Below are 23835 nucleotides of genomic sequence, written 5' to 3'. Positions count from 1 at the left end.
CTCGACCGTGCCGACCGGAGCAGCCCCCCGCGAGTTCGAGAGCGATGAACTACTGATCGCCGCGAGACGGCGCGTCACCGACGTTATAGGAGCTTTTCATGGTTTCCTTCTCGACTTCGCGCCCTGCGGTGGCGTCGATAATCGCGCGGGTCGGCCGCTGGCTATCGCAGGCAGCGACGCCGTCGCTCGTGCCACGTGGCGCGCTCATCGCGCCTTCGCGGGCCCTGCGTTCGGCACTCGTGGTTTGTGCCCTGGTGATCGGCGCGGCGGCCGTGACGCCGGGTGTGGCCATGGCCGAGCCGAGCCAGGTGCCGGTGCAGACGCCACTGCCGTTCCCGATTCCGCCGATGCCCCCGGAGCTGGACCCGAGCTTCTACAACCCGCCCGCTGACCTTGTGGCTTCGAAGCAACCCGGCGAGATCATCGCGGCTCGCCAAGTGCATCTCGCGTTGTTCTCCCTGCTCCCGATCAACGTCGATGCCTGGCAGCTTTCCTACCGCTCCAACGACCATCTCGATCACCCGATCGCCGCGGTGACCACCGTGATGAAGCCGCGCGGCGGCCCCGGCGAGCAGCCTCGCAACCTGCTGTCGTATCAGTTTCCGATCGATTCCGCCGGGCGCTACTGCGCACCGTCTTATCTGCTCCAGCAGGCGTCGGTGCCAGGGACCTACCTCGGCCAGCCCGACATTCAAAGCGAGTTCCTGTTCCCGCTGACCGCCTTGGGCGCCGGATGGGAAGTGAGCATGCCCGACGTCGACGGTCCCAACATGGCATTCGGATCGGGCCCGCTGAACGCGCGCGTCGTCCTGGACAGCATCCGGGCGGTGGAGAACTTTGGGCCTGCGGAGTTGACCGGCTCCGCCACCAAGGTCGCGCTGGCCGGCTATTCCGGCGGAGCGATCGCGACCGGCCATGCCGCCGAGCTCCATGCCGCTTACGCGCCGGAGCTCAACATCGTCGGTGTGTCCGAGGGCGGGATTCCCGCCGATCTGCAAGCCATGGTGCACCTGGCCAACGGCAATCTCGGTTCCGGCCTGCTGATCGCTGGAATCTTCGGCGCCGCACGCGAATATCCCGAACTGTCAGCATATCTGGATCAGCACATGGGGCCGGTCCTGCGGGCGCTGCGCCCGGTGAACACCTCGCTGTGCCAGGTGTGGCAGGGACTCGTGCTGCCGTTCATGCCCTACGAGCAGATGTTCGACGTCCCCGATCCGCTCCACGACCCGGTGCCCAACCAGGTCTTCGACGCAATCCGGATGGGTCGCTCGGTTCCGGACATGCCCATGTTCATGTACAACGCCAACCCGGACTGGATCGTCCCCGTTGGTCCGGTCAACAGCCTCGTAGACACATACTGCCGCGACCCGAAAGCCCGCGTGCGCTACACCCGCGACCATTTCAGCGAACACATCACGCTGTTGTTCTTCGGCATGGCACAGGAATTCATCTGGCTGAAGGACCGCTTCGACGGAGTTCCGGTCACACCCGGATGCGATCGCCGTGACGAAGGCTCGATGCTGCTCGATCCCCAGAGCTGGCCGGTCTGGTTGCAAGCCGCCGGCACTCTTCTCGCCGCCGCGGTGCAACAGCCGATCGGTCACCGCTGATGACTCGGCGGTGACCGATGGCGTGCGTCATACCCACTGCGGGCGAGTCGGCGAGATCGTTTGCCTACGACGCGACGGTTCAGAGTTTGCCGCTGCCGCCCACCAACCACGGGTTGAACGTGCATTGCCATCCCGGTGTCCCCACCGGATCGAGGGCATTGAGGACGATCGATTGTGCGCGTGGCGAATACGACAAGTTGAGATGGTCGGAGAGGTCTTGTTCACACCCGTCCTGCAGGGTGATGTTGCGAACCCGTGCGTCGGGGCCCGGCTGCAGAAAAGTCAGCTGATAGGGGGTGGAGACCTCGTCGTACCGCGTCCCGATCACGGTGTAGTCCACCCGGGGCACGGTGTCACCATCAGCGTTGAGCCGACCGAGGAATTCTGAACCGATCGTCTGCTGAATCACGGCCTGCCCCAAGATGATCCGGGTCGGCCCGATGGCGTCGACACCGAGCGTGGTGATGGTGCGCGCCAGCGACAGGATGCCTGAGGCGGTGGTGCCGTGGTTTGTGCCTGCGAGGCTTATCAGATGGTGGACTTTCTGCTGACCGCCACCGTATTTCACATACCATCGCGACAAAGGGGCGCCTTGAGAGAACGCGACGACATTCACCTGTTGCGCACCCGAACTCGCCCGCACTCGATCGACGAACGTAGCCAGCTGGTCGGCGGATTCGGCTATGTCACCGACGCCATAGCGGCCGGGCAACGACGCGCCGAGCCCACCGTGCGCGACATCGGCTGCGCCGTAGTCGAAAGCGAACACGCAGTGTCCCGCGCTCGCCAGCGGCTGACTCATGCCCGCGAAATCGTTGTAGGCATTGCCCCAGGTACCGTGCACCAAGACCACCGGTTCCGGATGCGCCGCCGTCGGCTTGCAGCTCCAGTCGTTGGTCCCGGGCGGCGCCGCGTCCGGATGCAGCACTCCGAAGCCGAAGGCGGCCACGAACGAACTCTGTTCAGGGCCATACCCGATCGTGTCCGATACGGACCGCCGCGCTCCGGTACCGGTGTCGACGGCCGGTGCCGAGTCTGCGCTCGGCAGGGCCGCTGCGATCGTATCCGCAAATCGCTGCAACTCCTCCTGGGTGACAGTCGGGGCACCGGGATCCGCATGCGCGTCGAGGGCAACACAGCAGGAAGCCAGCGTTGCTGCCAGAGCGGTGACGAACACACGAGACCAACTGCCGCAGTGTCGATTTCGATTCATGTGCTATCTCTCCTATCAGCGTGATGGGGCGGGGCCGTATGCGGCGAGGATCCGATCGCGTTTGCGCGGAACGATGTTCGCCAGAGTGATGTCGCCGTCGTAGTGGGCCAGGACCTGGTGGTCCATGACACGTCGCCACAGCGGCGGAACCGCCGCCAGCAAGATCATGGTCGCGTAACCGGCGGGAACCAGCGGAGCTTCTCTGGAGCTACGCAAGGTCTGGTATCGGTGGCCGGGGTTGACGTGATGATCGCTGTGCCGCTGCAGGTGAAACAGGAAGACATTCGTGACGAGACGGTCGCTGTTCCAGCTGTCGCCGGGCGCGCAACGCGCCCACTTGCCGTCCGCGCGTTTACCTCTCAGCAGCCCGTAATGCTCGACGTAGTTGATCGTCTCGAGCAATCCGATCCCGATCACCGCCTGCAGCAGCAGATATGGCAGCGCCCCCATCCCGAACAGCGCCAGCAGCAACAGGTAGAGCGCCACCGTCATCGCCCACGCCTGCAGAATCTGGTTGTCCCGGCTCCACCACGATAATCCTTTGCGCCGCAACCGATCACGCTCAAGCGCCAGAGCGGATCGGAAGCCTCCGAAGATGCTGCGCGGCAAGAACTCCCACAGCGATTCCCCCAGTCTTGCGCTGGCTGGATCTTCGGGAGTGGCGACCCGGACATGATGGCCCCGGTTGTGCTCGACATTGAAATGCCCGTACCCCGACTGCGCCAACGCGATCTTCGCCAGCCACCGCTCGAGCTTCTCCACCCGATGACCGAGTTCGTGCGCGGCATTGATCCCGATGCCGCTGACGAAACCCAGCGTGGCGGCCAATCCGAGCTTGTCGAGGACGCTGAGGTCGTCACCGGCCCACATGCAGCAAGCGATGACCAACCCGATCAGCTGCACCGGCAGGAACAGAAAAGTGCACCACCGGTAGTAGCGATCATTGGACAGCGCATCGTGGTCCTGCTCACGCGGATTGCTCTCGTCGTCGCCGATCACCCAGTCCAGCAACGGAATCACGCCGAAGATGATGATCGGGCCGATCCACCAGAACACCTTCCACCCGGTGTGCAGCACCAACTGGGAAGGCAGCAGCGCGCAGCCGGGAGCAAGCAGCCCCAGCACCCACAGGTACCGCTTGCGATCGATCTTCGCCCTCCGCGCGGTGGCGACTCGGCGCTTCATCAGCGTCATCTCGGCTCCTCGCCTGGCTCAGCGGACGATTGCTCATTGATTGCTGACAAGATAATCTCTAGGCTGGGCGAATGTCCAGCCTTGTTGGGTGAACAATGCGCTGCTCGAGCCTTCGCCGCACTACCCGTCACCCCGCGCCGCCGGTTCACCTCGACGCCTCAACGACATAGATCCGACTGCTTGATCCGCCACTTCCGAGAGGACCCGTCAATGCCCCGTATCAGGAGGCGGCACTGCTTCGCGGCCATGCTCGCCATCGCCGCGCTGCTGAGCCCCGCGACCGTCCACGCCCCTGTCGCCGCAGCCACCGGCTTCGATCCGGGGCCGACCCCGTTGAGCCAATACGCGCCCACGGGTCCGCACCAGACCGACAGCACGGCACAGACTTACCCATGCGAGTCGCTCTACGGTCTCTACAACGTGATCACCAAGGCTTTCGGCAACCACACCGATATGCCGTGCACGCACGCTTTCCCAGCAGGACTGGAGCCACCCGCTGGCGTCGACTTCTACTACCCGCACGACATCGCCACCATGAGCCGGGTACCGGTGGTGATCTGGGTGCCGGGCCTGACCAATAATCCGGGCAACTACGACGCGCTCGCCCGATTCTGGGCAAGTCACGGATTCGTGGTGGCGATCCCCTACAACTTCTTCAACTCGTTCTTCGAACTCCCCCTGGCAGCGGCGATGGCGCTGGCCAGAGCCGACCACGATCCAGCAAGCCTGCTCAACGGCAGACTCGACCTCGGTCGCACGGTGATCGGTGGCCATTCCGGAGGTGGTGCCGCCGCGATAGACGGCGCGAGCATCGCCCTCGCCGTCTATCAGCAGATCGATCCCGACCTCCGCGTCATCGGCGCATTCCCTACCGAATCCTCGCCGTACGCAACAACATTCCTCGTCGGCGTACCAACACTGTTCCTCTCCGGTTCCGCCGATTTCCTCGTACCCGAGTTTCTCCCACGGTGGGCCGAATACGAACTCAGCTTCAATGCGCCGGCCTTCGTCGCCTGCCTTCGCGGCGCTACACATTTCACCCCGTGGGACGACATCGCCCACGACCCGTTCGCGGGCATAACACTGGCCTGGCTGCTCTACCTCGCCAACGCCGATCCCACCGCGGCGAGCTACTTCATCGGACCGGACTGGAGACTGCGCGTCGACCCGGCGCTCGTCTACGCCATTCGAAACGTCCGCGCCGACAACATCCCGAACTGAGCACACCAGATCCTCCTCTCGAGCCGAACACAACGGAACGTCCCAGCAGAAAGCAGGCGTCATGATCGCGAAACCTCAGTTGGCATCGGCGTTGAAAGAACTTGGCGTCGACCCGGATTCGGCATGCACGACGATATGCCGTGACCCTGCGGCCCCGCCTGACGACGGAATGGACTACGCCGCCATGGCGGGCCTGCTCTTCCGCCTCGCCGGCATGGCCGCCCAGGCGTCGATCGCCTCGACCGCCGATGTCACCACGATGCAGGCCCGCGCCGCCACAGTCAGCCCGAAATCGGTTGCACTGCAAGGAGAAGACCCCGCCGAACAAGCCCGGTTCGAAGCGTTCTGGCTCGCGGACCGGGTAGCGGCCCTCCACAAGGATCAGTCGCCGTGCACACCGGAGTTCGATGCGATCCTCAACGCGACCAGATGCTCGATCGAGGCCGCGCGGGGTCTGCTGACGATTCACCACGGACTCGGCTGCGGCCTTAAGCTGGACGGCGGTTATGCGGGCTGGGACGCACTGCTATACCAGCTCGGCTGCGCATATCGTTCAGCAACACAAGCACTTACAGACATCGACGCCGCGGCGAAAGCCGTGTGGGATCCGTCGTGATCGAGTATCGCGACCGTCAGGCCCGGCGAGCAGGTCGAGTCGTACCGGGCCGCACGCGCGTTCTGTCGTCGCCAGCAGCTCACCGGAGACGGCCTGTAGGACAAGCGTTGGCAGCACCCAAGCTTCCGTCGAATTCCGCCGTTCGGCAGTGCGATTCGCGTTCCGATCATCAGTGGTTGGGCAAACTTTCCGCCCAGTAGTTGCGCGGAGATCCCGGCGACGAAAGTCTTGCTCGACCCCGCCGGGACGATATCCTCCGCGTTCTGATCTCCGGGTATCCACCGGAATGCCTGTCCTCGCTCAGGAATCGGGGTACGGGTGTCGGGCAGGACCGTGATCGGCGGTCATGAACACCGTATCGAGGTCCGCGCCCACTTGCCGCGAGCACCGTCCGCGGTGGGCGGTCAGCTCTCGCGCGGTGGCGACGTCAACCACCGCAGCAACAGTGCGATAGCCGGTTTGCGGTCTCGCGTGTCACGAAATTGTTTGTGTAACAACAAGTTTGTTGACTCCGTCGAGCGATGTCCGGCTTGGGTTGGCGGATGTCGAGCCATCACAATTGATGCTGGACATTTGCCCAGCCTAGGTACTGCGGTAACGACCGTCAGTGAGCAACTCCGCAGTGCGTTTCGGCACCATCTATCTCGCGTCCCTCGATTTGGAGGTATGACTTGTGATCACGACAAAGCAGCTTGCGTTGGCCCTCGAAGAGTTGGGTGTCAATGCGGAAACAACTTTGATAGCGGCGGAGCTGAAACATGGTCTCGCCGCGGAAGACCACGAGGGGATCGGTCGTGCTGCGCTGGCCGGCTTGTTGTTTCGGCTCGCAGGCATGGCGGCGAGTGAGACCATTTCGTTGGGTTCGGACATACCGACGATGGAAGCCCGGGCGTCTGCGGCAAGTCCGAAATCATCGGACTTACCCAATGAGCATCCCGCTGATCAGGCACGATTCGAAGCGTTCTGGCTCGCGGAACGATTGGCCACCATCAAGTCGGACGGATTCAGCTGGGGCCCTGAATTCGACGAACTCCTCAGCGCAATCCGAGGTTCGGTAGAGGCCGCGCGTTCGCTGCTGACTATTTATCACGGACTGTCCTGCGGCCTGTGGTTGGACGCGAGCTATTCCGGCTGGGATGTCTCGCTCTATCAGCTCGGCGCCGCAGACCGTTCGGTGCGCATGGCATTGGGCGTCGTGGAGCGGGCCTGGGCTGCACAGCAAGCGATCTCCGGAACCGATCGTGGCGGCGAGGATTGGCACCTATGAGCAAGTGGGGAAGTGTGCGCCGCGGCAGCGGGGTGGCTGGCATCGGGTGTCAAGCGTCGGCGCCGTCAACACGGTATCGGCATCGATCACCCGCGGGGGCGACGGCGGTCTCGAGCCGAACGACCACGGTGGGAGTCGGCCCGTCCGGAGCGGACACGTGCGAAGCCTTCGGCACCGTCATCGCCGATTTCGCGGACCTGATACGGGAACCGGAGACCGTCACGGTCGCAGGCCGGATCTGGTCCCGACGCCGCTGACCGCATCGGTGGTGCGCGACCTCATCGCTTCGGGCCACCTTGCCGTCGATATGACCGTCACCTATCGGGCCATCTATTCCGACAAACAGGTGGAGCTGTTGAGGCAGGCGCCGGTACTTTCCGTTGCCCAGGTGGCGCATCTGGTATCCGAGCCGGTCGCCGCCGCGGAATGGCTTGCACGCGAACGCGATACGTCAGGCTTGGAGTTCGTGCTCGTCTACGATCTCGGCGCGACCTCGTTGGATGTCGCGCTGGTGCGCGTCGGTCCGCGGCAACCGGCCCATTGTCGGATACGTCAGCGTTCCTATGACTTCGGCGGCAGGCCCCTGAAGCTGGGGATTGCCGAGTGCGTCGGCCCGGCGACGGTCGGCGGACTTCCCCGCTCACCGACTGTGACGAGCTACGAGCCCGCACTTGCGCGCTCCTCGTTCCGAGTGGTCGAAAGATCATCCCCGCGTGCGCGAGGAGCACAGATGCCGGATTGGGCAGCGCATCTGGGTCCGCGGACCATCCCTGCGTGCGCGGGGAGCACACTTGTTGAGCTGCAGGTTCTCTCTCCGAACTGCCGCTTTTCGATCGGTTTGTTTCGACGGCTCGACCCTGGTGAGCCGCAGCGTGGACGATGGCTGTCGTGGCAGGTCGCTTGGTCAGAGTCGGTCGCGGCGAAATACGCCGAAGCGTGACCCTGCCCCTGTTCAGCCGTAGACGATTTGTTCGTTGCTGTGCCGCCCTTCGGGTTCTGGAGTCGAAATCGCAGTCAACCGTGGACGATCACCAAGTCTATTCGTTGGTTCTTTCGGCGGTCGAGTCCGTGCCGGTCGTGGCCGGACCGAGATCTGCGGGAGGGCCGGCGTGCGAACTGCCCTTGCGGGAGTCGTCGATGAAGTCCTGCCAGGTCGATGGTTTGCCGTCCTCGATGAGGGGCTCCTCAGCTGATCGCTGCGGGTCCGCCTGCTGGTCGGGGGTGCTGGTGGCCTGATCCGGGGGCTTGGAGCCGGCGCTGGATTGCGCGAGAACACCCACACCGATCACCACTAGCACAATGCCGAGCAGAACGAGCCTACGATTCACGATTCCCTCACTTCCGCTGGTGCGTAGCGAACGATCTCGATCACCCCACAGGACCCGCCCATCGCGGAAAATACAAAAACCGCCCCCGAAGGGACGGTTCGTATACCGACTACATCGGTGGAGCTAAGGGGACTCGAACCCCTGACCCCCACACTGCCAGTGTGGTGCGCTACCAGCTGCGCCATAGCCCCGAGTGGGTTGCTTTCAGGTTTCCCTGACTGCCTGAACGAAGTTACACCACGGGTGTGGCGGCGGCCAAATCGCCTTGAATTGGGGGTGGCGGCGGGGGCTTCGGGGTCGTAGACTCGAACGCATGTTCGAAGGAGACGGTTCCTCGGTGATGGACTTTCAGGCCATGAGCGATGAGGGGTTGATCGAGGCCCTTCGGACGGCGCATGGGGCTGCGGCGGCGGCGCAGGCGGCGGAGGTGTTCGCGGTGCGCGAGTTGTATCGGCGGCATCGGGCGTCGAGTGCGGAGCCTGGGCCCGGTGGGGTGCGGGCGGGAGAGTTCGCGGCGACCGAAGCGGCGATGGCGGTCCAGGTCGACGAGGGGTCGGTCGCCGCGATGATCGATGTGGGTTTGGCGCTGGAGGGGTGGTTGCCGCGCACGCGAGCGGAGTTCGCCGCGGGGCGGATCGATCTGGCGAAGGTGCGGGTGGTGATCGACAATACGCGCGCGGTGGCCAGGGAGGTGCTGGCCGAGTTGGAGCCGCGGTTGCTGGAGACGGCGAGCCGGACTACGCCGGTGCGGCTGCGGCAGACGGCGCGGCGCTGGGTGGCGCGGCTGGATCCGGTTGGGGCGCAACGGCGGCGGGAGCGGCGTCAGGACGATCGGGACGTCCGGATTCGGGCGATCCAGGACAGCATGGCGGTGTTCGACGGGGTGCTGCCGGCGCCGGGTGCGCAGACGGTGGCGATGCGGCTGCGGGAGATGAGTTTGCAGGTGTGTTCGTCGGATCCGCGGACGATGCCGCAGCGGCGGGCGGATGCGCTGGTGGCGTTGGCGGACGGTTCGGGACGCCTGCGGTGCACGTGCGGGCGTGGCGAACGATGTCCGAAGCGGGACGTGGCGCAGTCGCCGCGGCGACCGCTGATCCAGATCGGCATACCGGCGGACACGCTGCTCGGCATGACGGAGGCGCCGGCATTCCTGGCCGGTTACGGTCCGATCGATGCGGCGCTGGCTCGGATGGTCGCCGAACATGCTCGGTTCCAAGTGATTCCAGAACAGTCCGGCGCCGAAGAGCCGGTCGCCGCCGAACAGGTCGCGCACACACCGCGTTTGGCGCGCGAGGTGCGCGCGCTCGACGGCATGTGCCGGTTCCCGAACTGTGTGATGCCCGCGGCGGAATCCGAACTCGCACATCACCGCTCCCCCGCCACCCGCGCCGACCTGACAGCCCTGTGCACCCGGCACAATCGCTTGAAAGTGTTGGTGGACAAGCGAAAAGTGCCGTGGCAGACCTGGCTGGCCGAGGCCGACCGGCTGCGGTGGACCACGCCCACCGGCGGGCAGCAGACCACGACGCGCGAAGGCGCGCGATATCTGTTCCCGCACAGCGATTCCGGCGCGCCCACCGAGCACGCACCGGTCATCGAGTCGAGCACCCGCTCGTTGGCCGACGATATCGCCTATCCCCTGCGCGGTCACGTCCTGGTCCATCGGCAACTGTGCCGGATCACCCCGGAGGACGAAATCCCCGATGACACAGCAACTCCCGCGGTGGACACCGCGTACTGAACCACGACCGGCACGGATCCACGGTGACGAGGCAACGGATCCGACGGTCGAACAGCGGGGCCGGGACGTCGGCAGCCGGAGTCGACGCCACGCCCACCGACCACCCGAAATCTCGATGCGCAGCAGTCCCGGGTTACTGGGGAAGCCGGGACGGCGCCGTCGAGCAGGCCGGGCCGGCGACTGGTGGAGTCGCCGGCCCGGCCCAACAACGAAACTTTCGGCCGCACAACAGCGCACACCGCACAGACCAACCGAATGCTCGACCGCGGCTATCCGGTCGGCTGGGGAAGCCGGATCGCCCGTCGAGCGGGCCGAGCCCTCGACAGCGTTCGACGGCTCGGCCCCGGAACCAACCGGATGCCGCAGAACCAACCGGCGCCCTGCACCCGACAGGATGCCTTGGAACGAACCGGTTGCCGACGAAACCCACTGGGCGCACTGGGAAACCACCCGAATGCTCGGCGCCGCGGTCCCGGGGAACTCTGGGAGTCGGATCGCGCGCCGGGCGGGCCGGGCCGTGGCGGGTGGTGCGTCCGGCTCGGCCCCTCGGACTCAGGACTTGACGGCTATCCCGCCGACGATGATCTGCTCGACCAAGGGGAGAGGATCGCGCACGATAGTGTCCGGCTGCCAATTGCTCAGCGGCACCAGGCCGGGCTCGACGAGATCGAAACCACGGAACAACCGGACGATCTCGGCTTCGGTCCGGAAGCGCCCGGTGCCGAGGAATTCGAGGAACGACTTCTCCAGCGCCTGCGATTCCGGGCCGTTGTCGAGGAAGTGCGTGATGAACAAATAGCTGCCGACCGGTACCGCGTCCATATATCCGTCGACAACGCCTTCCGGATCTTCGTCGTCGTGTAGGTGGTGCAGCATGCCGACGAGCATGACCGCCACGGGTTCGGCGAAATCGATCATCCGCTGCACATCGGGATGTGCCAGTACGGCCGCCGGATCGCGCAAATCGGCGGTGATGACTCGAGTTTGACCGTTGTCACCGAGTAATGCCCGCCCGTGCGCCAACACGATCGGATCCTTGTCGACATAGACGACCTTTGCGTCCGGCTGGAACGCCTGCGCCACCTGATGCGTGTTCTCCATGGTGGGCAGTCCGGCGCCGAGGTCGAGGTACTGTTTCAGGCCCGCTTTTCCCGCCAGGTATTTGACGCCGCGACCGAGTACGGCGCGATTCAGCCGTGCCAGTTCGTCCACTTCGGGCATCGTTTGCCGGAGATGCTCGATGACTCGCTCGTCGGACGGGTAAAAGTCCTTACCACCGAGTAGCGCGTCGTAGACTCTCGAGATGCTCGGCTTGCTCACGTCGAATTCAACAGGCGCCGACTCGGAACTCGTCATCGTTCATCCTTCGGGCGGACTCGGACAATTGACCGTCTTCGAAAAGCCTAGCTACACAGCCACATGCGGCGCGGGCCAATGACACAATCGGGCACTCACTACTACCGGGTCAGAACTTCCACCCAGTCCGCGTTGCTCACATCGATCTTCGTCTTGCCGTCGAACACCGCGGGGGTTGCCGCTGTGCCGTCGAGCGCCTCGCCGAGCGCCGCGGTCGCGGCGGTGGCGGTGACCTTGGCCTCGTCGACCCGGGCACCGGTGGCTATGCACTGCAACTGCGACTCCGGCGCGCCCGAGACCCGGGCGAGCGCAGCGAGTTCGTCGTTGCTCAGATCCGCACCGCCCTCGCTCGGTCGCTTGGTGGTGAACAGTTCCATATGGAACTTAGAGTACACCGGGCCCGAACCGCCCTCAGCGACACACTGATTCGCGGCCACTGCCCGGCTGGAATAGTCCTTGCTCCGCGAACGGGCATCCAGGAAGTTGACCAGCCGGTAACGCACGGCCAGCTTGCCCCCATCGATCTGCTGCGCGATCTCCTGACCGTAGATGCGTTCCAGGTTTCCGCAGCCGGGGCAGAGCGGATCTTCGAAGATATCGATCGTCTTCTTGGCGTCGATACGCCCGAGCAGAATCGAACCGTTCGGTTCCAACTGTGCCCGGACCGAGGCGTCCCGCACCGGCCCGTACCCGTCGTTGCGCACGCTCGCCTCGTCGTGCCCCCAGTTGATCGCCGCGACGACGATCACCGCGATCAACGCGAGGGCCACCGCCCCCAGCGCGTACGTGGTCTTGCTGGACATGGGCCGCGGGGTGTAGTTCGAACGCGATTCGCTCACCCCCACACTCTGCCGCAACGCCCGTGACACCGGCGCGCCACCCCCAATACGCTGCGATGACCCCCACACGCCGCGACCACCGATCGCCCGTCAGCCCGCTGCGCGAACAGAAAGGTGACCTCCGCACGCGGCGACCCCCCATCGCCCATCGACGCGCTACACGAACAGACACGTAACCCCCCGCACGCGGCGACAACCCATCGCCCGTCAGCGCGCTACGCGAACAGACCGACCGGGAGTCACACCCCGCCGCTCCTCATCGAGCCGGGGTGGCACCGTGCGATCTGTCCGCATCCGTGCGCTGCACCCGGTCCTGTTCGGTAACAGCGGGTTCGGCGACCGGCGGCACCGCACTGTCCGCGACGGGCGCACCCGCGACCTCACTCACCGCCTGATCCACCTTGTCCCCGCGCGCCGACAACTGATGATCGGCGCCGTCCGCACCACAGAGGTGGTCACACTCGACCGTTTCCTCGGCGGCCCGCTTGCGCAGCGGCTCCGGCACGATCGCCCACCCGACGGCCGCGACGGCGAGCAGCGCGCCGGTCACGGCCAGCGCCAGCCCGTAGGACGCCTGCTGCGCCAGCGCACCGACCGCGACGGGCCCGAGCACGGTGCCGAAGTCGGCCGCCATCTGGAAGCCGGCCAGCACCGGTCCGCCGCGCGCGTTCGGCCCGATGATGTCGGCGACCGCGGCCTGCTGCGTCGGAGTGAACATGCCCGCCCCGAGCCCGGCCACGAACGACGTGATGAGCAGCCACGGCAGGGTGTCGGCGATGCCGAGTCCGGCCGTGCCCACCGCGCACACCAGCGATCCCGCGATCAGAAAAGGTTTGCGCCCCAGGCGATCCGAGTACCGGCCGGCGAGGAAGAGCACCGCGACATTGCCCGCGGCGAACACGGTCAACGCCACCCCGGCCATGCCCGGCGTCTGGTGCAGCACCTCCACGACCAGCAGGGGCACCAACGCCATCCGCACACCGAAGATCGCCGCACCGTTGGCGAAGTTGGACCACAGCACCGCGCGATACTCCGACCGCGCCCACGCCTCCCGGAACGACATCATCCGCACGCCGCCAACGGGTTCGGGGGCGGCGAGCTGCGAATCGCGCAGCGCCAGATACACCGCGACGGTCACCGCCAGCAGCGCGACCGCGTAGATCACGAACGGCATCCGCAGCCCGAGCCCGGACAGCGCACCACCGACCAGCGGCCCGCTGACCGACCCGATCAGGAAGCTGGTCGACCACAGTCCGGACACCCGTCCGCGCGCGGCGGGCGGCGACATCCGGATCACCAGCGCCAGCGAGGACACCGTGAACATGGTCGACCCGATCCCGCCGAGCGACCGCAGAACCATCAGCTGCCAGTAGCTTTGGGCCAGTGCGCTGGCACCGGTGGAGACCGCGACGATCAGCAGGCCGCCGAGATACACCGACCGCTCGCCCAGCCGCTGCACCAGCCGTCCGCTCAGCGGCGCGAAGAGCAACCGCATCAGCGCGAACGCGCTCACGATCGCCGATGCCGCCGCCACCCCGACCCCGAAGCTGCGCGCGAACTGCGGCAGCACCGGCGCGACCAAACCGAACCCGATGGCGATGACGAACGCGCCGCCGACGAGCACCCAGATCTCGATGGGGAGGGCTTCGGGACGGTTGCTCGAGCTACCGCTCGCCGATCCGTCACTCACCGGATAGCGCCTGTCCCACCACTTCCTCCGCGGCCGCCTGCACCTGCGCCAGATGCTCGGGACCGTGGAACGACTCCGCGTAGATCTTGTATTTGTCCTCGGTACCCGACGGGCGGGCAGCGAACCAGGCGTTCTCGGTGGTCACCTTGAGGCCGCCCAGCGGCGCGCCGTTTCCTTTCGCCCTGGTGAGCACGGACGTGATGGGCTCACCGGCGATCTCCTTGGTGGTGATCATGTCCGGAGTCAACTTCGCCAGCAGTGCTTTCTGTTCCGGAGTCGCGGCGGCGTCGATCCGCGCGTAGGCCGGAGTGCCGTACCGCTTTTCGAGTTCGACGTACCGCGCCGACGGGCTCTGGCCGGTGACCGCGGCGATCTCGGCGGCGAGCAGTGCGAGCAGGATGCCGTCCTTGTCGGTGGTCCAGACGGTGCCGTCCATCCGCAGGAACGAGGCGCCCGCGCTCTCCTCACCGCCGAAAGCGAGACTGCCGCTGAACAATCCGGGCACGAAGAACTTGAACCCGACGGGCACCTCGTGCACGTCGCGGCCGAGCACGCCGACCACCCGGTCGATCATCGACGAGGTGACCACCGTCTTGCCGATCTTGGTGAGCGCGTCCCAGCCCATCCGGTTCGCGACCAGGTATTCGATGGCGACCGCGAGGAAGTGGTTCGGGTTCATCAGCCCGCCGTCGGGGGTGACGATGCCGTGCCGGTCGGCGTCGGCGTCGTTGCCGGTGGACAGGTCGTAGTCGTCCTTGATCGCGATGAGCGAGGCCATCGCGTACCGCGAGGACGGATCCATCCGGATCTTGCCGTCGCTGTCCAGCGTCATGAAGCGCCAAGTGGGGTCGACGAACGGGTTGACAACCTCGAGCTCGAGGTCGTAGCGCTGCCCGATCTCCTCCCAGTAGTCGACGCTCGCCCCGCCCATCGGGTCGGCGCCGAGCCGGATGCCCGCGCCGCGAATCGCGTCCAGGTTCAACACGTTCGGCAGATCGGCGATGTAGTGGTCGAGGTAGTCGTAGCGCTGGACGTTGGTCTCCAGCGCGTGCTGCAGCGTGGTCCGCTTGATCCCGGACAGGCCGCTGCGCAGCAGTTCGTTGGCTCGCGCGGCGATGGCGTCGGTGGCGGTGTTGTCGGCCGGGCCGCCGTGCGGCGGGTTGTATTTGAAGCCGCCGTCGCGCGGCGGGTTGTGCGACGGCGTGATCACGATGCCGTCGGCCTGGTGCTTGGTGCCGCCCCGATTGTGGCGCAGCACAGCATGACTCAGCGCGGGCGTCGGCGTGTACCGATCCCTGGCGTCGATCATCGCCACCACGTCGTTGGCGGCGAGCACCTCGAGCGCGGTGACCAGCGCGGGCTCCGACAGCGCGTGCGTGTCCCTGGCCAGATACACCGGGCCGGTAATCCCGCGCGTCGCACGGTATTCCACGATCGACTGGGTGATCGCGAGGATATGCGCCTCGTTGAAGGCGGTGTCCAGGCTCGAGCCGCGATGGCCGGAGGTGCCGAACACCACCTGCTGCGCCGGATCGGACGGATCCGGGATGCGACTGTAATAGGCCGTGACCAGGTGGGCGATGTCCTCCAGGTCGGTGGGACGCGCGAGTCGCCCTGCTCGATCATGGGCCATGCTCGGGTCTCCCTTCCGTATCGGCTGCGCCCTGCTCGTCATCAGGATCATGTCCACAACCACTGTGTCGTCGACGCCGCGGCGAATACCGCGACGAGGCTTGTGCTGAACGTGATCAGCGCGCCGCGAAAACCGGCGGCGGCCGGCAGCCAGTTGCCCGCACCCGCGCCGACCAGTCCACCGAGCAGCGCCGAACCGACAATGTTAACGGTCGGTGCCCCAAGTGGCAGCAGAGCCTCGAAACGTGCTGCTACGGCACGGTCCAGGGGGTGGTACGGCAGTGTCATCGGGCGGCTCCCTGCCACAGCTCCAGTGGCGAGAGCGCGACGTTGATGGTGGTGAACAGTTCCGCGTTCTGCTCGACGAACGCGCGCAACCGCTCCGGTTCGTCGACGAGCATCAGCACCAGCGGCAAGTGATCGGCCATGTCCAGAATGCGCGTGGTGTGGATGCGCGAGGACGCGCCGTAGCCTTCGATGCCGCGCCAGACGCTCGCGCCGGCGAGACCGGTGTCCCGGGCCCGGCTGACTATCTCGGCATACAGGGGCGTGTGTCGCCATTTGTCGTCTTCGTCCAGTAACACCGTCAACCGCGCCGCCGGCTGCCACTGTCCCGCTTCATTCATGCCCAGGCCCCCTTTCGTCGCGCCGTCGACCGCCGAGTCGTGCCAGATGTCCCCCGGCGACGCCACTACCGATCCCCCCGAGCCACCCGATCCGAGCAGTCTACGAACCGTGAGGCAGTAGGTGAAGTAGTGCAGCCGCCGAGCACTCCGATCCGGAGAACGGGACGCAGCAGTCTGTGGGCTACCCATCCCGCGGGGTGCGGAACCATCAGGATCCCGATGGCAATGCATCCCATGACATTTACCGTATCCAGGCAATGTTATCGGTTGGACCGGACGGTCCGTTCAGCCGCACCCCACCCGCGCGAAGACTGCGAACAGTGTTGTTCATTGACATCCCGGCCAGTTCCGCGTACGAATGGCCTGAAGGTTTGGCCGAAGTTGTCTCCCCCCACTTCACCTCTCAGGTCGGAGCAACGATGGCGGCACAGCGGGCACAACCGAATGCGCACCCGACGGCGAAGGCAGCACGCCGAGCGGGTCATCAGCAAATATCCGGCAGACGGCTAGGCGTCCGCCGGTCACTGCGGCGACTCTCCCTCGCGGCACTCGCGGTGGCGGCGGCCGGACTCGGTCACGTGGCACCGGCGGTGGCCGCGCCGATCTACCCGGTCGCCGACGGCGACGGGTTCTATTGGGCACCACCGGATGTCGGAAACTTCCAGCCCGGTGACGTGATCCGCAGCAGGCCGGTGGCCGCGAACGGATTCCCCGGCGCGTCCGCGTGGCAGCTGCTGTACCGGTCGAGCAATTCGGCAGGCGATCCGATCGCCGCGATGACCACCCTGCTGCTGCCCCCGGGCGGTGGCATGAACCGGCCGCTGGTGTCCTACCAGCCGTTCGTCAACTCGCTGGGCCTGCAGTGCGCGCCCTCGCACAGCATCTTCAACGGCACCATGCAGGAGGCGCCCGCGCTGAACCTGCTGCTCGCCCGGGGCTGGGCGGTGGCCGTGCCGGATCATCTCGGACCGATGAGCTCCTACGGCGCCGCGAAGCTCGGCGGCAGGCTGACTCTCGACGGCATCCGCGCCGTACAGCGTTTCGGCCCGGCGGATCTGCGGCTCAGCCCGGTGGGCATGGCCGGCTACTCGGGCGGCGGCATGGCGACCGGTTTCGCCGCGGCGCTGGCCCCCGAGTACGCGCCGGAGTTGAACATCGTCGGCGCCGCCCAGGGTGGTGTCCCGATGAACATCGGCAAGCTGGCACTCGACGTCGGCATGCAGCCGAGCCCGCTGTTCGGGCTCGGGTTCGCGGCCGCCATCGGCCTCGAGCGCGAATACCCGGGCGAACTGCCGATGGACCAGGTGCTGAACCCGGCCGGCCTGGCGTTGCGCAGCCAGCTCGCCAACGCGTGCACCCAGGAGATCATCAACGCGGGCGCCAACAAGAGCTTCGGCGACGTCTTCTTCGGCGATATGTACGCCGACCCGACGGTGGCGCGCATCCTGCACGAGAACAGCATCGAGATCTACCCGGGCGTCCCGCGTACGCCGATCTACGAGTGGCACGGCGCGAACGATCAGGTCTCGCCGCAACTCGTGCGCGACGTGCTCGGACGCTACTGCGCCGCAGGCGTTCCCGTGCTGCTCAACATGGTGCCGGGCGCCGACCACGGCACCGCGATCGCCGCAGGCGCCCCCCAAGCGTTCACCTACCTCGGCGACCGCTTCGCCGGCCTCCCCGCCCCCAGTAACTGCTGAACCACCTGCAGACGACACAGCGCCCGCGTTCACCTAGAACGCGGGCGCTGTGCTGCAAAGCCCTATCGAAACGATCCATCTGAAGCCGCACCACGGAGCGAGCCTTACGAGCGACCCGTTCGCGGCCGTCTCGCGGCCGAGCGGTCGAAGCGCACGCGCCGCAGGCGCAAGTCTCGACCGCTCGGCCGCGAGACACCAGGGGCCGCGAACCCGCCGCGGCCACGCGGCCAACAACTCAGTGCACGATGACCGGCTCGCCTTCCGACGGAGCGGGCACCGTGTTCGGCATCAGCACGGCGGTGATCACCGCGCCGGCCACGAAGATCGCGGTCGCCCACCAGAAGCTGGTGGTGTAGCTCTCGATCGCGGACTGCGCGACGGTCAGCGGGTCCGGCGTGCGCGAGGACAGGTAGTCCGTGGCGGCCGAGGCGGCGATCGTGCTCAGTAGCGCGGTGCCGATCGAGCCACCGACCTGCTGGCTGGTGTTGATCATGGCCGAGGCCACGCCGGCGTCCTCGTGGTGCACACCGGCGGTTGCGCCCTGGAACGCGGTCGACATCGCGCCACCGAGGCCGAGACCGAGCAGGATCAGCGCGGGCAGGATGTGCGAGGAGTAGCCGGTGTCCAGGCCGATCTGGGTCAGCCAGGCCATGCCGCCGGCCGCGATCAGGAATCCGCCCGCCATCACGATCTTCGGGCCGAGCTTGGGCAGCACCAGCGAGGGCACGGTGGTGGACGAGACGACCATCGCCGCGACCATCGGCAGGAACGCCAGACCGGTCTTGATCGGCGAGTAACCCATGCTCAACTGCATGTAGTAGGTGAGGAACAGGAAGATCGCGAACATGCCGATGCCCATGACGAACACGGTCAGGAACGAACCGCCACGGGTGCGGTCCAGCACGATCCGCAGCGGCAGCAACGGATGCGCGACCCGGCTCTCGATCACCACGAACGCCGCGAGCAGCACCGCACCGCCGATGAGGAAGGCCAGCGTGACCGGGTTCGTCCAGCTGGTCGACTCGGCGTGGGAGAAGCCGTACACGATGCCGAACAGCGCCGCGGTCACCACGACGGTGCCGGGGATGTCGAGCTTGGGCCGCTCGTTGGTGACGTGCTTGGCCAGCAGCAGCACCGCGCCGACCAGGGCGACGGCAGCGAACGCGAGGTTGACGAACATCACCCAGCGCCAGTTGGCCCATTCGGTGAGCATGCCGCCGAGCAGCAGGCCGATCGCGCCACCGGCGCCGGCGACCGCACCGAAGATGCCGAAGGCCTTGGCGCGCTCGGACGGTTCGGTGAAGGTCACGGTGAGCAGCGAGAGCGCCGCGGGCGCCAGCAGTGCGCCGAAGACGCCCTGCCCGACGCGAGCCGCGACCAGCATCTCGAAGCTGGTGGCCGCGCCGCCGACGGCGGAGGCGCCGGCGAAGCCGATCAGGCCGATGATGAAGGTGTTGCGGCGGCCGAACAGGTCACTGAGGCGACCACCGAGCAGCAACAGGCTGCCGAACGCGAGCGCGTAACCGGTGACGACCCACTGCCGGTCCCCGTCGGTGAAGCCGAGGTCGCGCTGCGCGGCGGGCAGTGCGATGTTCACGACGGTGGCATCGAGCACCACCATGAGCTGTGCCACGCCGAGAGTGGCGAGCACCCACCAGCGCAGGGCGTGCGAGCCGCGACGGCCCTGGTCTGCTTTCGCGGGGGCGGGTGCCCCACGGTCGAACGTGGTAGTCATGTGTCCCCTTTGTCTCGAGTATTGATGCGGAGTTGGCATCTCCGGTTACCGTGAAAAGCTACCACCATAACGGAGAGAACGCCTCCGCTTAATCCCGATACTTGTTAGGATGTGGGTGTGAATCACGCCACGGCACTTTCTCCGCCCCGCCGCCTGCGTGCCGATGCCGCGCGTAATCAGCAGCGGATCATCGCCGCCGCGCGCGAGCTGTTCGCCGACCACGGACTCGAGATCACCCTCGACGACGTCGCCGAGCGCGCCGGCGTCGGCGTCGGCACGGTCTACCGCCGGTTCGCCAACAAGAAGGACCTCATCACCGAGGTCTTCGAGCAGAACCTGCGAGAGTTCGCCGAGGCCGCCGACGCCGCCTATCGGCACACGGATCCCTGGTTCGGCCTGGTCGAGTTCTTCGAGTACGCCTGCCGGCACATGGCGGTGAACCGCGGCTTCAGTTCGGTCATGCTCGAACTGGAAGAGGACAACATCGACCGCTTCGTGGTGGTGCGCGACCGGATCAAGCCGACCGTGACCGCCATCGTGGATCGGGCCCGCGAGGCCGGCGTGCTCGCCCCCGGCGTCGAGCCGTCCGATTTCTTCGCGCTGATCCACATGGTCGACGGCATCGCCGAGTTCTCCCGGTCGGTCAATCCCGATGTCTGGCAGCGCTACATGGCGATCGCCCTGAACGGCGTACGCGCCGACAGCACCCCGCGACAGCAACTGCTCGTACCGCCGCTCACCGACGTCGAGGTAGAGCAGGCGAAGGGCGCGTGCACGGGCCGCAGAAGGTAACAACTACGTTATAGAAAGCCCACATCAGGAGGCCATCCCCTACAGTTGGTCACATGACCAACTCATGGGTGAACTGGGCTGGCGATCAGCAGTGCGCACCGGCAATCGTGGCGACGCCGCGCAGCACTGACGACATCGCCGAGATCCTCGGTCGCGCAGCCGATGCCGGACAGACCGTCCGCGTCGCCGGAGCCGGGCACTCGTTCACCGACGCCGTCCTCACCGACGGCGTCCTGCTCGACCTGTCGAAGCTCGATCGCATCCTCGACGTCGACACCGCCACCGGACGCGTCCGGGTGGAGGCGGGCAGCACGCTCAAAGCGGTGAGCAACGCGCTGCACGCGCACGGCCTGGCGTTTCCGAACCTGGGCGATATCGACGTGCAGACCGTCGCGGGCGCGACCGCGACCGGCACCCACGGCACCGGCGTGACGCTGCAAAACCTCTCGGCCGCACTGCATTCCATCGAACTTTTGCTCGCCGACGGCAGCACGGTGGAACTGAACGCCGAGACCGACCCGGACGGCTGGCGCGCGGCCAGGGTCAGCGTGGGCGCACTCGGCATCGTCACCGCGGTGACGTTGCAAATGGTGCCGTCGTTCGTGCTCGAGGGTGTCGAGCGCCCGATCCCGCTGGAAGACGTACTCGCAGAACTGGATACGCACGTCGACGGCAACCAGCATTTCGAGTTCTACATGTTCGCGCACAGCCCGCTGGCGCTGACCAAGCGCAACAACCCGGTCGAACTGGCCGAGCAGCCGCGCGGCAAGACCGTCGACTGGTTCGCCGATATCCTGATGTCCAACTACACCTTCGACGCGCTGTGCAAACTGGGCCGCTGGCAACCGCGCATGGTGCCGTGGATCCACCGGGGCGCGGCGTACGCGGGCAGCTATCGCCGTCAGGTCGATCGGTCCTATCGGGTGTTCGCCTCGCCGCGACTGGTCCGGTTCACCGAGATGGAGTACGCGATCCCGCGCGCGCATTCCGCCGCGGCGATCCGCGAAATCAAAGCGCTGGCCACCAATTTCGAGACGCCGATGCCGATCGAGGTGCGCTGGGTCGCCCCCGACGACGCGTTCCTCTCCCCCGCGGGCGGCCGCGAGACCTGCTACATCGCGGTGCATCAGTACCGCGGCATGGACTACGAGCCGTATTTCCGTGCCTGCGAAGCGGTTTTCGACAAATACGACGGCAGGCCACACTGGGGCAAACGGCACTTCCAGACCGCGGATACGTTGCGCGAGCGCTACCCCGACTGGGATCGCTTCGCCGAGGTGCGCCGCCGCTTGGATCCGAAGGGTCGTTTCAGCAACGGCTACGTCGAGCGCGTGCTCGGCCCACTCTGACCGATCACGTTCCGGCCGAGAGGATTTCGGCGACCAACCGCGGCACGGCGGTGCCGATGGGTTCGCGGACGAGTTCGGTCGCCATCGAGTCGTACGGGGTCGGTTCGGCATTGACGATGACGAGATCGGCCCCGTTCTGCACGGCGACGGCGCACATCGACGCCGCGGGCTCGACCTGCAACGAACTGCCGATCGCGAGGAAGATATCGCTGGTTTCCGCGGTGAGCGCGGCCTTGGTCACGGCGCGCCGGTCCAACTGCTGGCCGAACATGATGATGGCGGCTTTCAGCACGCCGCCGCAGTTCGGGCAGGGCGGATCGGCCTCGCCCGCCGCCACCCGCGCCAGGGTGTCGGCCATCGTGGCCTGGTAATCGCATTCGACGCAGACCACCTCGAACATGTTGCCGTGGATCTCGATCACCCGCTCCGGCGGGAAACCGCCGCGCTGGTGCAGCCGGTCGATGTTCTGGGTGATGAGGGTGACCGCCCGTCCCGCCCGCGCCAATTCGGCGAGCGCCCGATGTGCAGCGTTGGGCTGGGCCTGCCAGGCCGGGTTGTCCCGGCGCGCGAGCCAGGAGCGCCGGCGCAGGTCGGGGTCGGCCAGGTAGCTGTCGTAGGTCGAAAGCAGTTCGGCGATCGGGTCTTTCGTCCACACGCCACGCGGGCCCCGGAAGTCGGGAATACCCGAGTCGGTAGAGATGCCCGCCCCGGTGAGCACGCCGATCCGGCCGTCGCGACTGCGCCACTCGCTCGTCATAGCAACCAAGCGTAGGTCGCAGGCACCCCAAAGACGATGAGAGAATGTTACTCTGATTATCTCATCGCCTGAATGCTGCTGATCAAGGGAGATCACGATGACCGCCGCCCTCGAAGCCACCCACCCGGCGACGCTGCCACCCCGCCGCCCGTTCGCACCGGGCAGCCGACTGTGGGACGAGACCGGCCTGATCACCTTCTCGCTGACCGCGGGCTCGGCGTTCCTGTTGCAGACCATGGAGCCGAGCATCTCGGCCGTCGTCGACGAGCACTCCACCTTCCGCACCGACCCGATGGGCCGGGCGGTCCGCAGCATCGCATCGGTGATGATGTGGATCTACGGCGGCGAAGAGGCGCTCGCCGAGGCCGATCGACTGCGCACCATGCACGCCGCGCTCAACACCACCGACGCACACGGCGTCCGGCACCAGGCGCTGTCTGCGGGACCGTGGGCCTGGGTGTTGCACACCGGGACCTTCGCGTTCGCCGAGAACGCCAGGTACTTCGCCCGCCATCCGCTCACGGACGCGGAAAAGGAAGCGGTCTACCAGGAGATGGTGCAGCTCATGCGCAATTTCTCGGTGCCGCCCAAGCAGATTCCGGCGAACTATCGAGAGTTCGAGCAGTTCTTCGCCGACCAGGTGGCCAACCACCTGGTGGCCACCGACACCGCCCGCGACTACCTGCGGGTGATCCGCTCGGTCGCGCCGCCGAAGCAGCTGCCGCGGGTGCTCGCGCCGCTCTGGCGGCGCGCGGCCGCCCCGATCGGGCGGATGCAGTACTTCGTGACCGTCGGCACCACGCCCGAGGTCGCCCGCGACAAGCTCGGGCTCACCTGGACCGCGGCCGACGAGCGGAAGCTGCGCGCGCTCGGCTGGGTGCTCGCGCGCACGGTCCCGCTGCTGCCGGAGCGGGTGCGCTACTTCCCGATCGCCTTCGAAGCGCGGCGGCTGGAGCGAGACCGGCTGCGGCTGCGCAAGATGATCGATTTCCGGCCGATCTGAGGCAGCTCGACCAGTCCGATTCATCCGTTGTAGGTCAACGGTTTTCATGAACTCCACCGCAGGGCCGCGCTGTCGGCGACGACAGCGCGGCCCGCGCCGTGGAAATACCGACCGGTCCGGAGCTGCACCGGCCGCGTTGCGCCCGCCGCCGCGATGCTCCGAT

Annotated in this window: 21 protein-coding genes and 1 tRNA gene; 9 read left to right on the top strand and 13 right to left on the bottom strand. The window is 66.6% G+C overall.

Annotated elements, in window-relative coordinates; all coding sequences use genetic code 11:
* Positions 1-49: 49 nt before the first annotated feature.
* Entirely contained in the window at positions 50-292 is a 243-nt protein-coding gene (locus tag NVU01S_RS43370) for a hypothetical protein (protein ID WP_156161629.1), read from the bottom strand.
* Here NVU01S_RS43370 and NVU01S_RS14185 point away from each other — a divergent pair.
* On the top strand, positions 291-1613 hold the full coding sequence (locus NVU01S_RS14185; protein WP_156161628.1) for a lipase family protein: 1323 nt from the start codon (positions 291-293) through the stop codon (positions 1611-1613). The two genes, NVU01S_RS43370 and NVU01S_RS14185, sit on opposite strands and share 2 nt — an antisense overlap.
* A 79-nt stretch (positions 1614-1692) precedes the next feature.
* Here NVU01S_RS14185 and NVU01S_RS14180 read toward each other — a convergent pair whose 3' ends face one another.
* Positions 1693-2562 carry an esterase/lipase family protein gene (locus tag NVU01S_RS14180; protein ID WP_307681972.1) on the bottom strand — a complete coding sequence of 290 codons (870 nt, stop codon included), beginning with the start codon at positions 2560-2562 and terminating at the stop codon, positions 1693-1695.
* A 279-nt stretch (positions 2563-2841) separates the two neighbouring features.
* Positions 2842-4020: an alkane 1-monooxygenase gene (locus NVU01S_RS14175; protein WP_043672522.1), complete on the bottom strand. Its 1179-nt coding sequence runs from the start codon at positions 4018-4020 to the stop codon at positions 2842-2844.
* Positions 4021-4230: 210 nt separating this feature from the next.
* Between NVU01S_RS14175 and NVU01S_RS14170 the strand changes: the two genes are divergently transcribed.
* From NVU01S_RS14170 to NVU01S_RS14160, 3 genes are all read left to right on the top strand, one after another.
* Entirely contained in the window at positions 4231-5241 is a 1011-nt protein-coding gene (locus NVU01S_RS14170) for a poly(ethylene terephthalate) hydrolase family protein (protein ID WP_156161627.1), read from the top strand.
* A 61-nt stretch (positions 5242-5302) separates the two neighbouring features.
* Positions 5303-5857 (top strand): hypothetical protein, encoded by a 555-nt coding sequence (locus NVU01S_RS14165; protein ID WP_156161626.1) that lies wholly within the window; start codon positions 5303-5305, stop codon positions 5855-5857.
* A gap of 673 nt (positions 5858-6530) precedes the next feature.
* Complete coding sequence (locus tag NVU01S_RS14160) at positions 6531-7124, top strand: hypothetical protein (protein ID WP_063048122.1); 594 nt, start codon at positions 6531-6533, stop codon at positions 7122-7124.
* 1037 nt (positions 7125-8161) lie between these two features.
* Here NVU01S_RS14160 and NVU01S_RS14155 read toward each other — a convergent pair.
* Positions 8162-8413, bottom strand: coding sequence for a hypothetical protein (locus NVU01S_RS14155; RefSeq protein WP_156161625.1), 252 nt, complete (start codon positions 8411-8413; stop codon positions 8162-8164).
* A gap of 157 nt (positions 8414-8570) precedes the next feature.
* A tRNA-Ala gene (locus tag NVU01S_RS14150) sits at positions 8571-8643 on the bottom strand.
* Positions 8644-8765: 122 nt separating this feature from the next.
* Here NVU01S_RS14150 and NVU01S_RS14145 point away from each other — a divergent pair.
* Positions 8766-10193, top strand: a complete 1428-nt coding sequence (locus NVU01S_RS14145) for a DUF222 domain-containing protein (protein WP_052280727.1) — start codon at positions 8766-8768, stop codon at positions 10191-10193.
* Positions 10194-10745: 552 nt separating this feature from the next.
* Here NVU01S_RS14145 and NVU01S_RS14140 read toward each other — a convergent pair.
* The 6 genes from NVU01S_RS14140 to NVU01S_RS14115 all read right to left on the bottom strand — a co-directional run bounded on the left by NVU01S_RS14140 (position 10746) and on the right by NVU01S_RS14115 (position 16336).
* Positions 10746-11549: an SAM-dependent methyltransferase gene (locus NVU01S_RS14140; protein ID WP_043672512.1), complete on the bottom strand. Its 804-nt coding sequence runs from the start codon at positions 11547-11549 to the stop codon at positions 10746-10748.
* A gap of 101 nt (positions 11550-11650) precedes the next feature.
* Positions 11651-12388, bottom strand: coding sequence for a DsbA family protein (locus NVU01S_RS14135; RefSeq protein WP_052280726.1), 738 nt, complete (start codon positions 12386-12388; stop codon positions 11651-11653).
* Positions 12389-12644: 256 nt separating this feature from the next.
* Positions 12645-14078, bottom strand: a complete 1434-nt coding sequence (locus tag NVU01S_RS14130; RefSeq protein WP_043672511.1) for an MFS transporter — start codon at positions 14076-14078, stop codon at positions 12645-12647.
* A complete protein-coding gene (pgm, locus tag NVU01S_RS14125) occupies positions 14071-15711 on the bottom strand; it encodes a phosphoglucomutase (alpha-D-glucose-1,6-bisphosphate-dependent) (protein ID WP_042255463.1) in 1641 nt (546 codons plus the stop codon). Before pgm ends, NVU01S_RS14130 begins: the two co-directional genes overlap by 8 nt.
* Before the next feature lie 47 nt (positions 15712-15758).
* Positions 15759-15998: a hypothetical protein gene (locus NVU01S_RS14120; RefSeq protein ID WP_052280725.1), complete on the bottom strand. Its 240-nt coding sequence runs from the start codon at positions 15996-15998 to the stop codon at positions 15759-15761.
* Positions 15995-16336, bottom strand: a complete 342-nt coding sequence (locus tag NVU01S_RS14115) for a DUF190 domain-containing protein (protein WP_043672616.1) — start codon at positions 16334-16336, stop codon at positions 15995-15997. The genes NVU01S_RS14120 and NVU01S_RS14115 overlap by 4 nt, the downstream gene beginning before the upstream one ends.
* Before the next feature lie 524 nt (positions 16337-16860).
* Between NVU01S_RS14115 and NVU01S_RS14110 the strand changes: the two genes are divergently transcribed.
* Positions 16861-18036, top strand: coding sequence for a lipase family protein (locus tag NVU01S_RS14110; protein ID WP_043672613.1), 1176 nt, complete (start codon positions 16861-16863; stop codon positions 18034-18036).
* A 235-nt stretch (positions 18037-18271) separates the two neighbouring features.
* Here NVU01S_RS14110 and NVU01S_RS14105 read toward each other — a convergent pair whose 3' ends face one another.
* Positions 18272-19771 (bottom strand): MFS transporter, encoded by a 1500-nt coding sequence (locus NVU01S_RS14105; RefSeq protein WP_042255462.1) that lies wholly within the window; start codon positions 19769-19771, stop codon positions 18272-18274.
* Between the two features lie 117 nt (positions 19772-19888).
* On the opposite strand from NVU01S_RS14105, the gene NVU01S_RS14100 reads away from it, so the two are divergent.
* Both NVU01S_RS14100 and NVU01S_RS14095 read left to right on the top strand, forming a co-directional pair.
* On the top strand, positions 19889-20563 hold the full coding sequence (locus tag NVU01S_RS14100; RefSeq protein WP_043671585.1) for a TetR/AcrR family transcriptional regulator: 675 nt from the start codon (positions 19889-19891) through the stop codon (positions 20561-20563).
* Between the two features lie 53 nt (positions 20564-20616).
* A complete protein-coding gene (locus tag NVU01S_RS14095; protein ID WP_043671512.1) occupies positions 20617-21912 on the top strand; it encodes a D-arabinono-1,4-lactone oxidase in 1296 nt (431 codons plus the stop codon).
* 4 nt (positions 21913-21916) lie between these two features.
* Here NVU01S_RS14095 and NVU01S_RS14090 read toward each other — a convergent pair whose 3' ends face one another.
* A complete protein-coding gene (locus NVU01S_RS14090; protein ID WP_043671510.1) occupies positions 21917-22669 on the bottom strand; it encodes an SIR2 family NAD-dependent protein deacylase in 753 nt (250 codons plus the stop codon).
* Between the two features lie 97 nt (positions 22670-22766).
* Between NVU01S_RS14090 and NVU01S_RS14085 the strand changes: the two genes are divergently transcribed.
* Entirely contained in the window at positions 22767-23672 is a 906-nt protein-coding gene (locus NVU01S_RS14085; protein WP_043671508.1) for an oxygenase MpaB family protein, read from the top strand.
* Positions 23673-23835: the final 163 nt, after the last annotated feature.

It is taken from the genome of Nocardia vulneris, from assembly GCF_001613425.1.
Taxonomy (GTDB): Bacteria; Actinomycetota; Actinomycetes; order Mycobacteriales; family Mycobacteriaceae; genus Nocardia; species Nocardia vulneris.
This window is presented reverse-complemented; position numbering and strand designations above follow the sequence as displayed.

Coding starts and splice junctions, on each gene's coding strand:
- NVU01S_RS14185 (WP_156161628.1), top strand. CDS start 291: ATGGCCGAGCCGAGCCAGGTGCCGGTGCAGACGCCACTGCCGTTCCCG.
- NVU01S_RS43370 (WP_156161629.1), bottom strand. CDS start 292: ATGGCCACACCCGGCGTCACGGCCGCCGCGCCGATCACCAGGGCACAA.
- NVU01S_RS14175 (WP_043672522.1), bottom strand. CDS start 4,020: ATGACGCTGATGAAGCGCCGAGTCGCCACCGCGCGGAGGGCGAAGATC.
- NVU01S_RS14170 (WP_156161627.1), top strand. CDS start 4,231: ATGCCCCGTATCAGGAGGCGGCACTGCTTCGCGGCCATGCTCGCCATC.
- NVU01S_RS14165 (WP_156161626.1), top strand. CDS start 5,303: ATGATCGCGAAACCTCAGTTGGCATCGGCGTTGAAAGAACTTGGCGTC.
- NVU01S_RS14145 (WP_052280727.1), top strand. CDS start 8,766: ATGTTCGAAGGAGACGGTTCCTCGGTGATGGACTTTCAGGCCATGAGC.
- NVU01S_RS14140 (WP_043672512.1), bottom strand. CDS start 11,549: ATGACGAGTTCCGAGTCGGCGCCTGTTGAATTCGACGTGAGCAAGCCG.
- pgm (WP_042255463.1), bottom strand. CDS start 15,711: ATGGCCCATGATCGAGCAGGGCGACTCGCGCGTCCCACCGACCTGGAG.
- NVU01S_RS14120 (WP_052280725.1), bottom strand. CDS start 15,998: ATGACACTGCCGTACCACCCCCTGGACCGTGCCGTAGCAGCACGTTTC.
- NVU01S_RS14115 (WP_043672616.1), bottom strand. CDS start 16,336: ATGAATGAAGCGGGACAGTGGCAGCCGGCGGCGCGGTTGACGGTGTTA.
- NVU01S_RS14105 (WP_042255462.1), bottom strand. CDS start 19,771: ATGACTACCACGTTCGACCGTGGGGCACCCGCCCCCGCGAAAGCAGAC.
- NVU01S_RS14095 (WP_043671512.1), top strand. CDS start 20,617: ATGACCAACTCATGGGTGAACTGGGCTGGCGATCAGCAGTGCGCACCG.
- NVU01S_RS14090 (WP_043671510.1), bottom strand. CDS start 22,669: ATGACGAGCGAGTGGCGCAGTCGCGACGGCCGGATCGGCGTGCTCACC.
- NVU01S_RS14085 (WP_043671508.1), top strand. CDS start 22,767: ATGACCGCCGCCCTCGAAGCCACCCACCCGGCGACGCTGCCACCCCGC.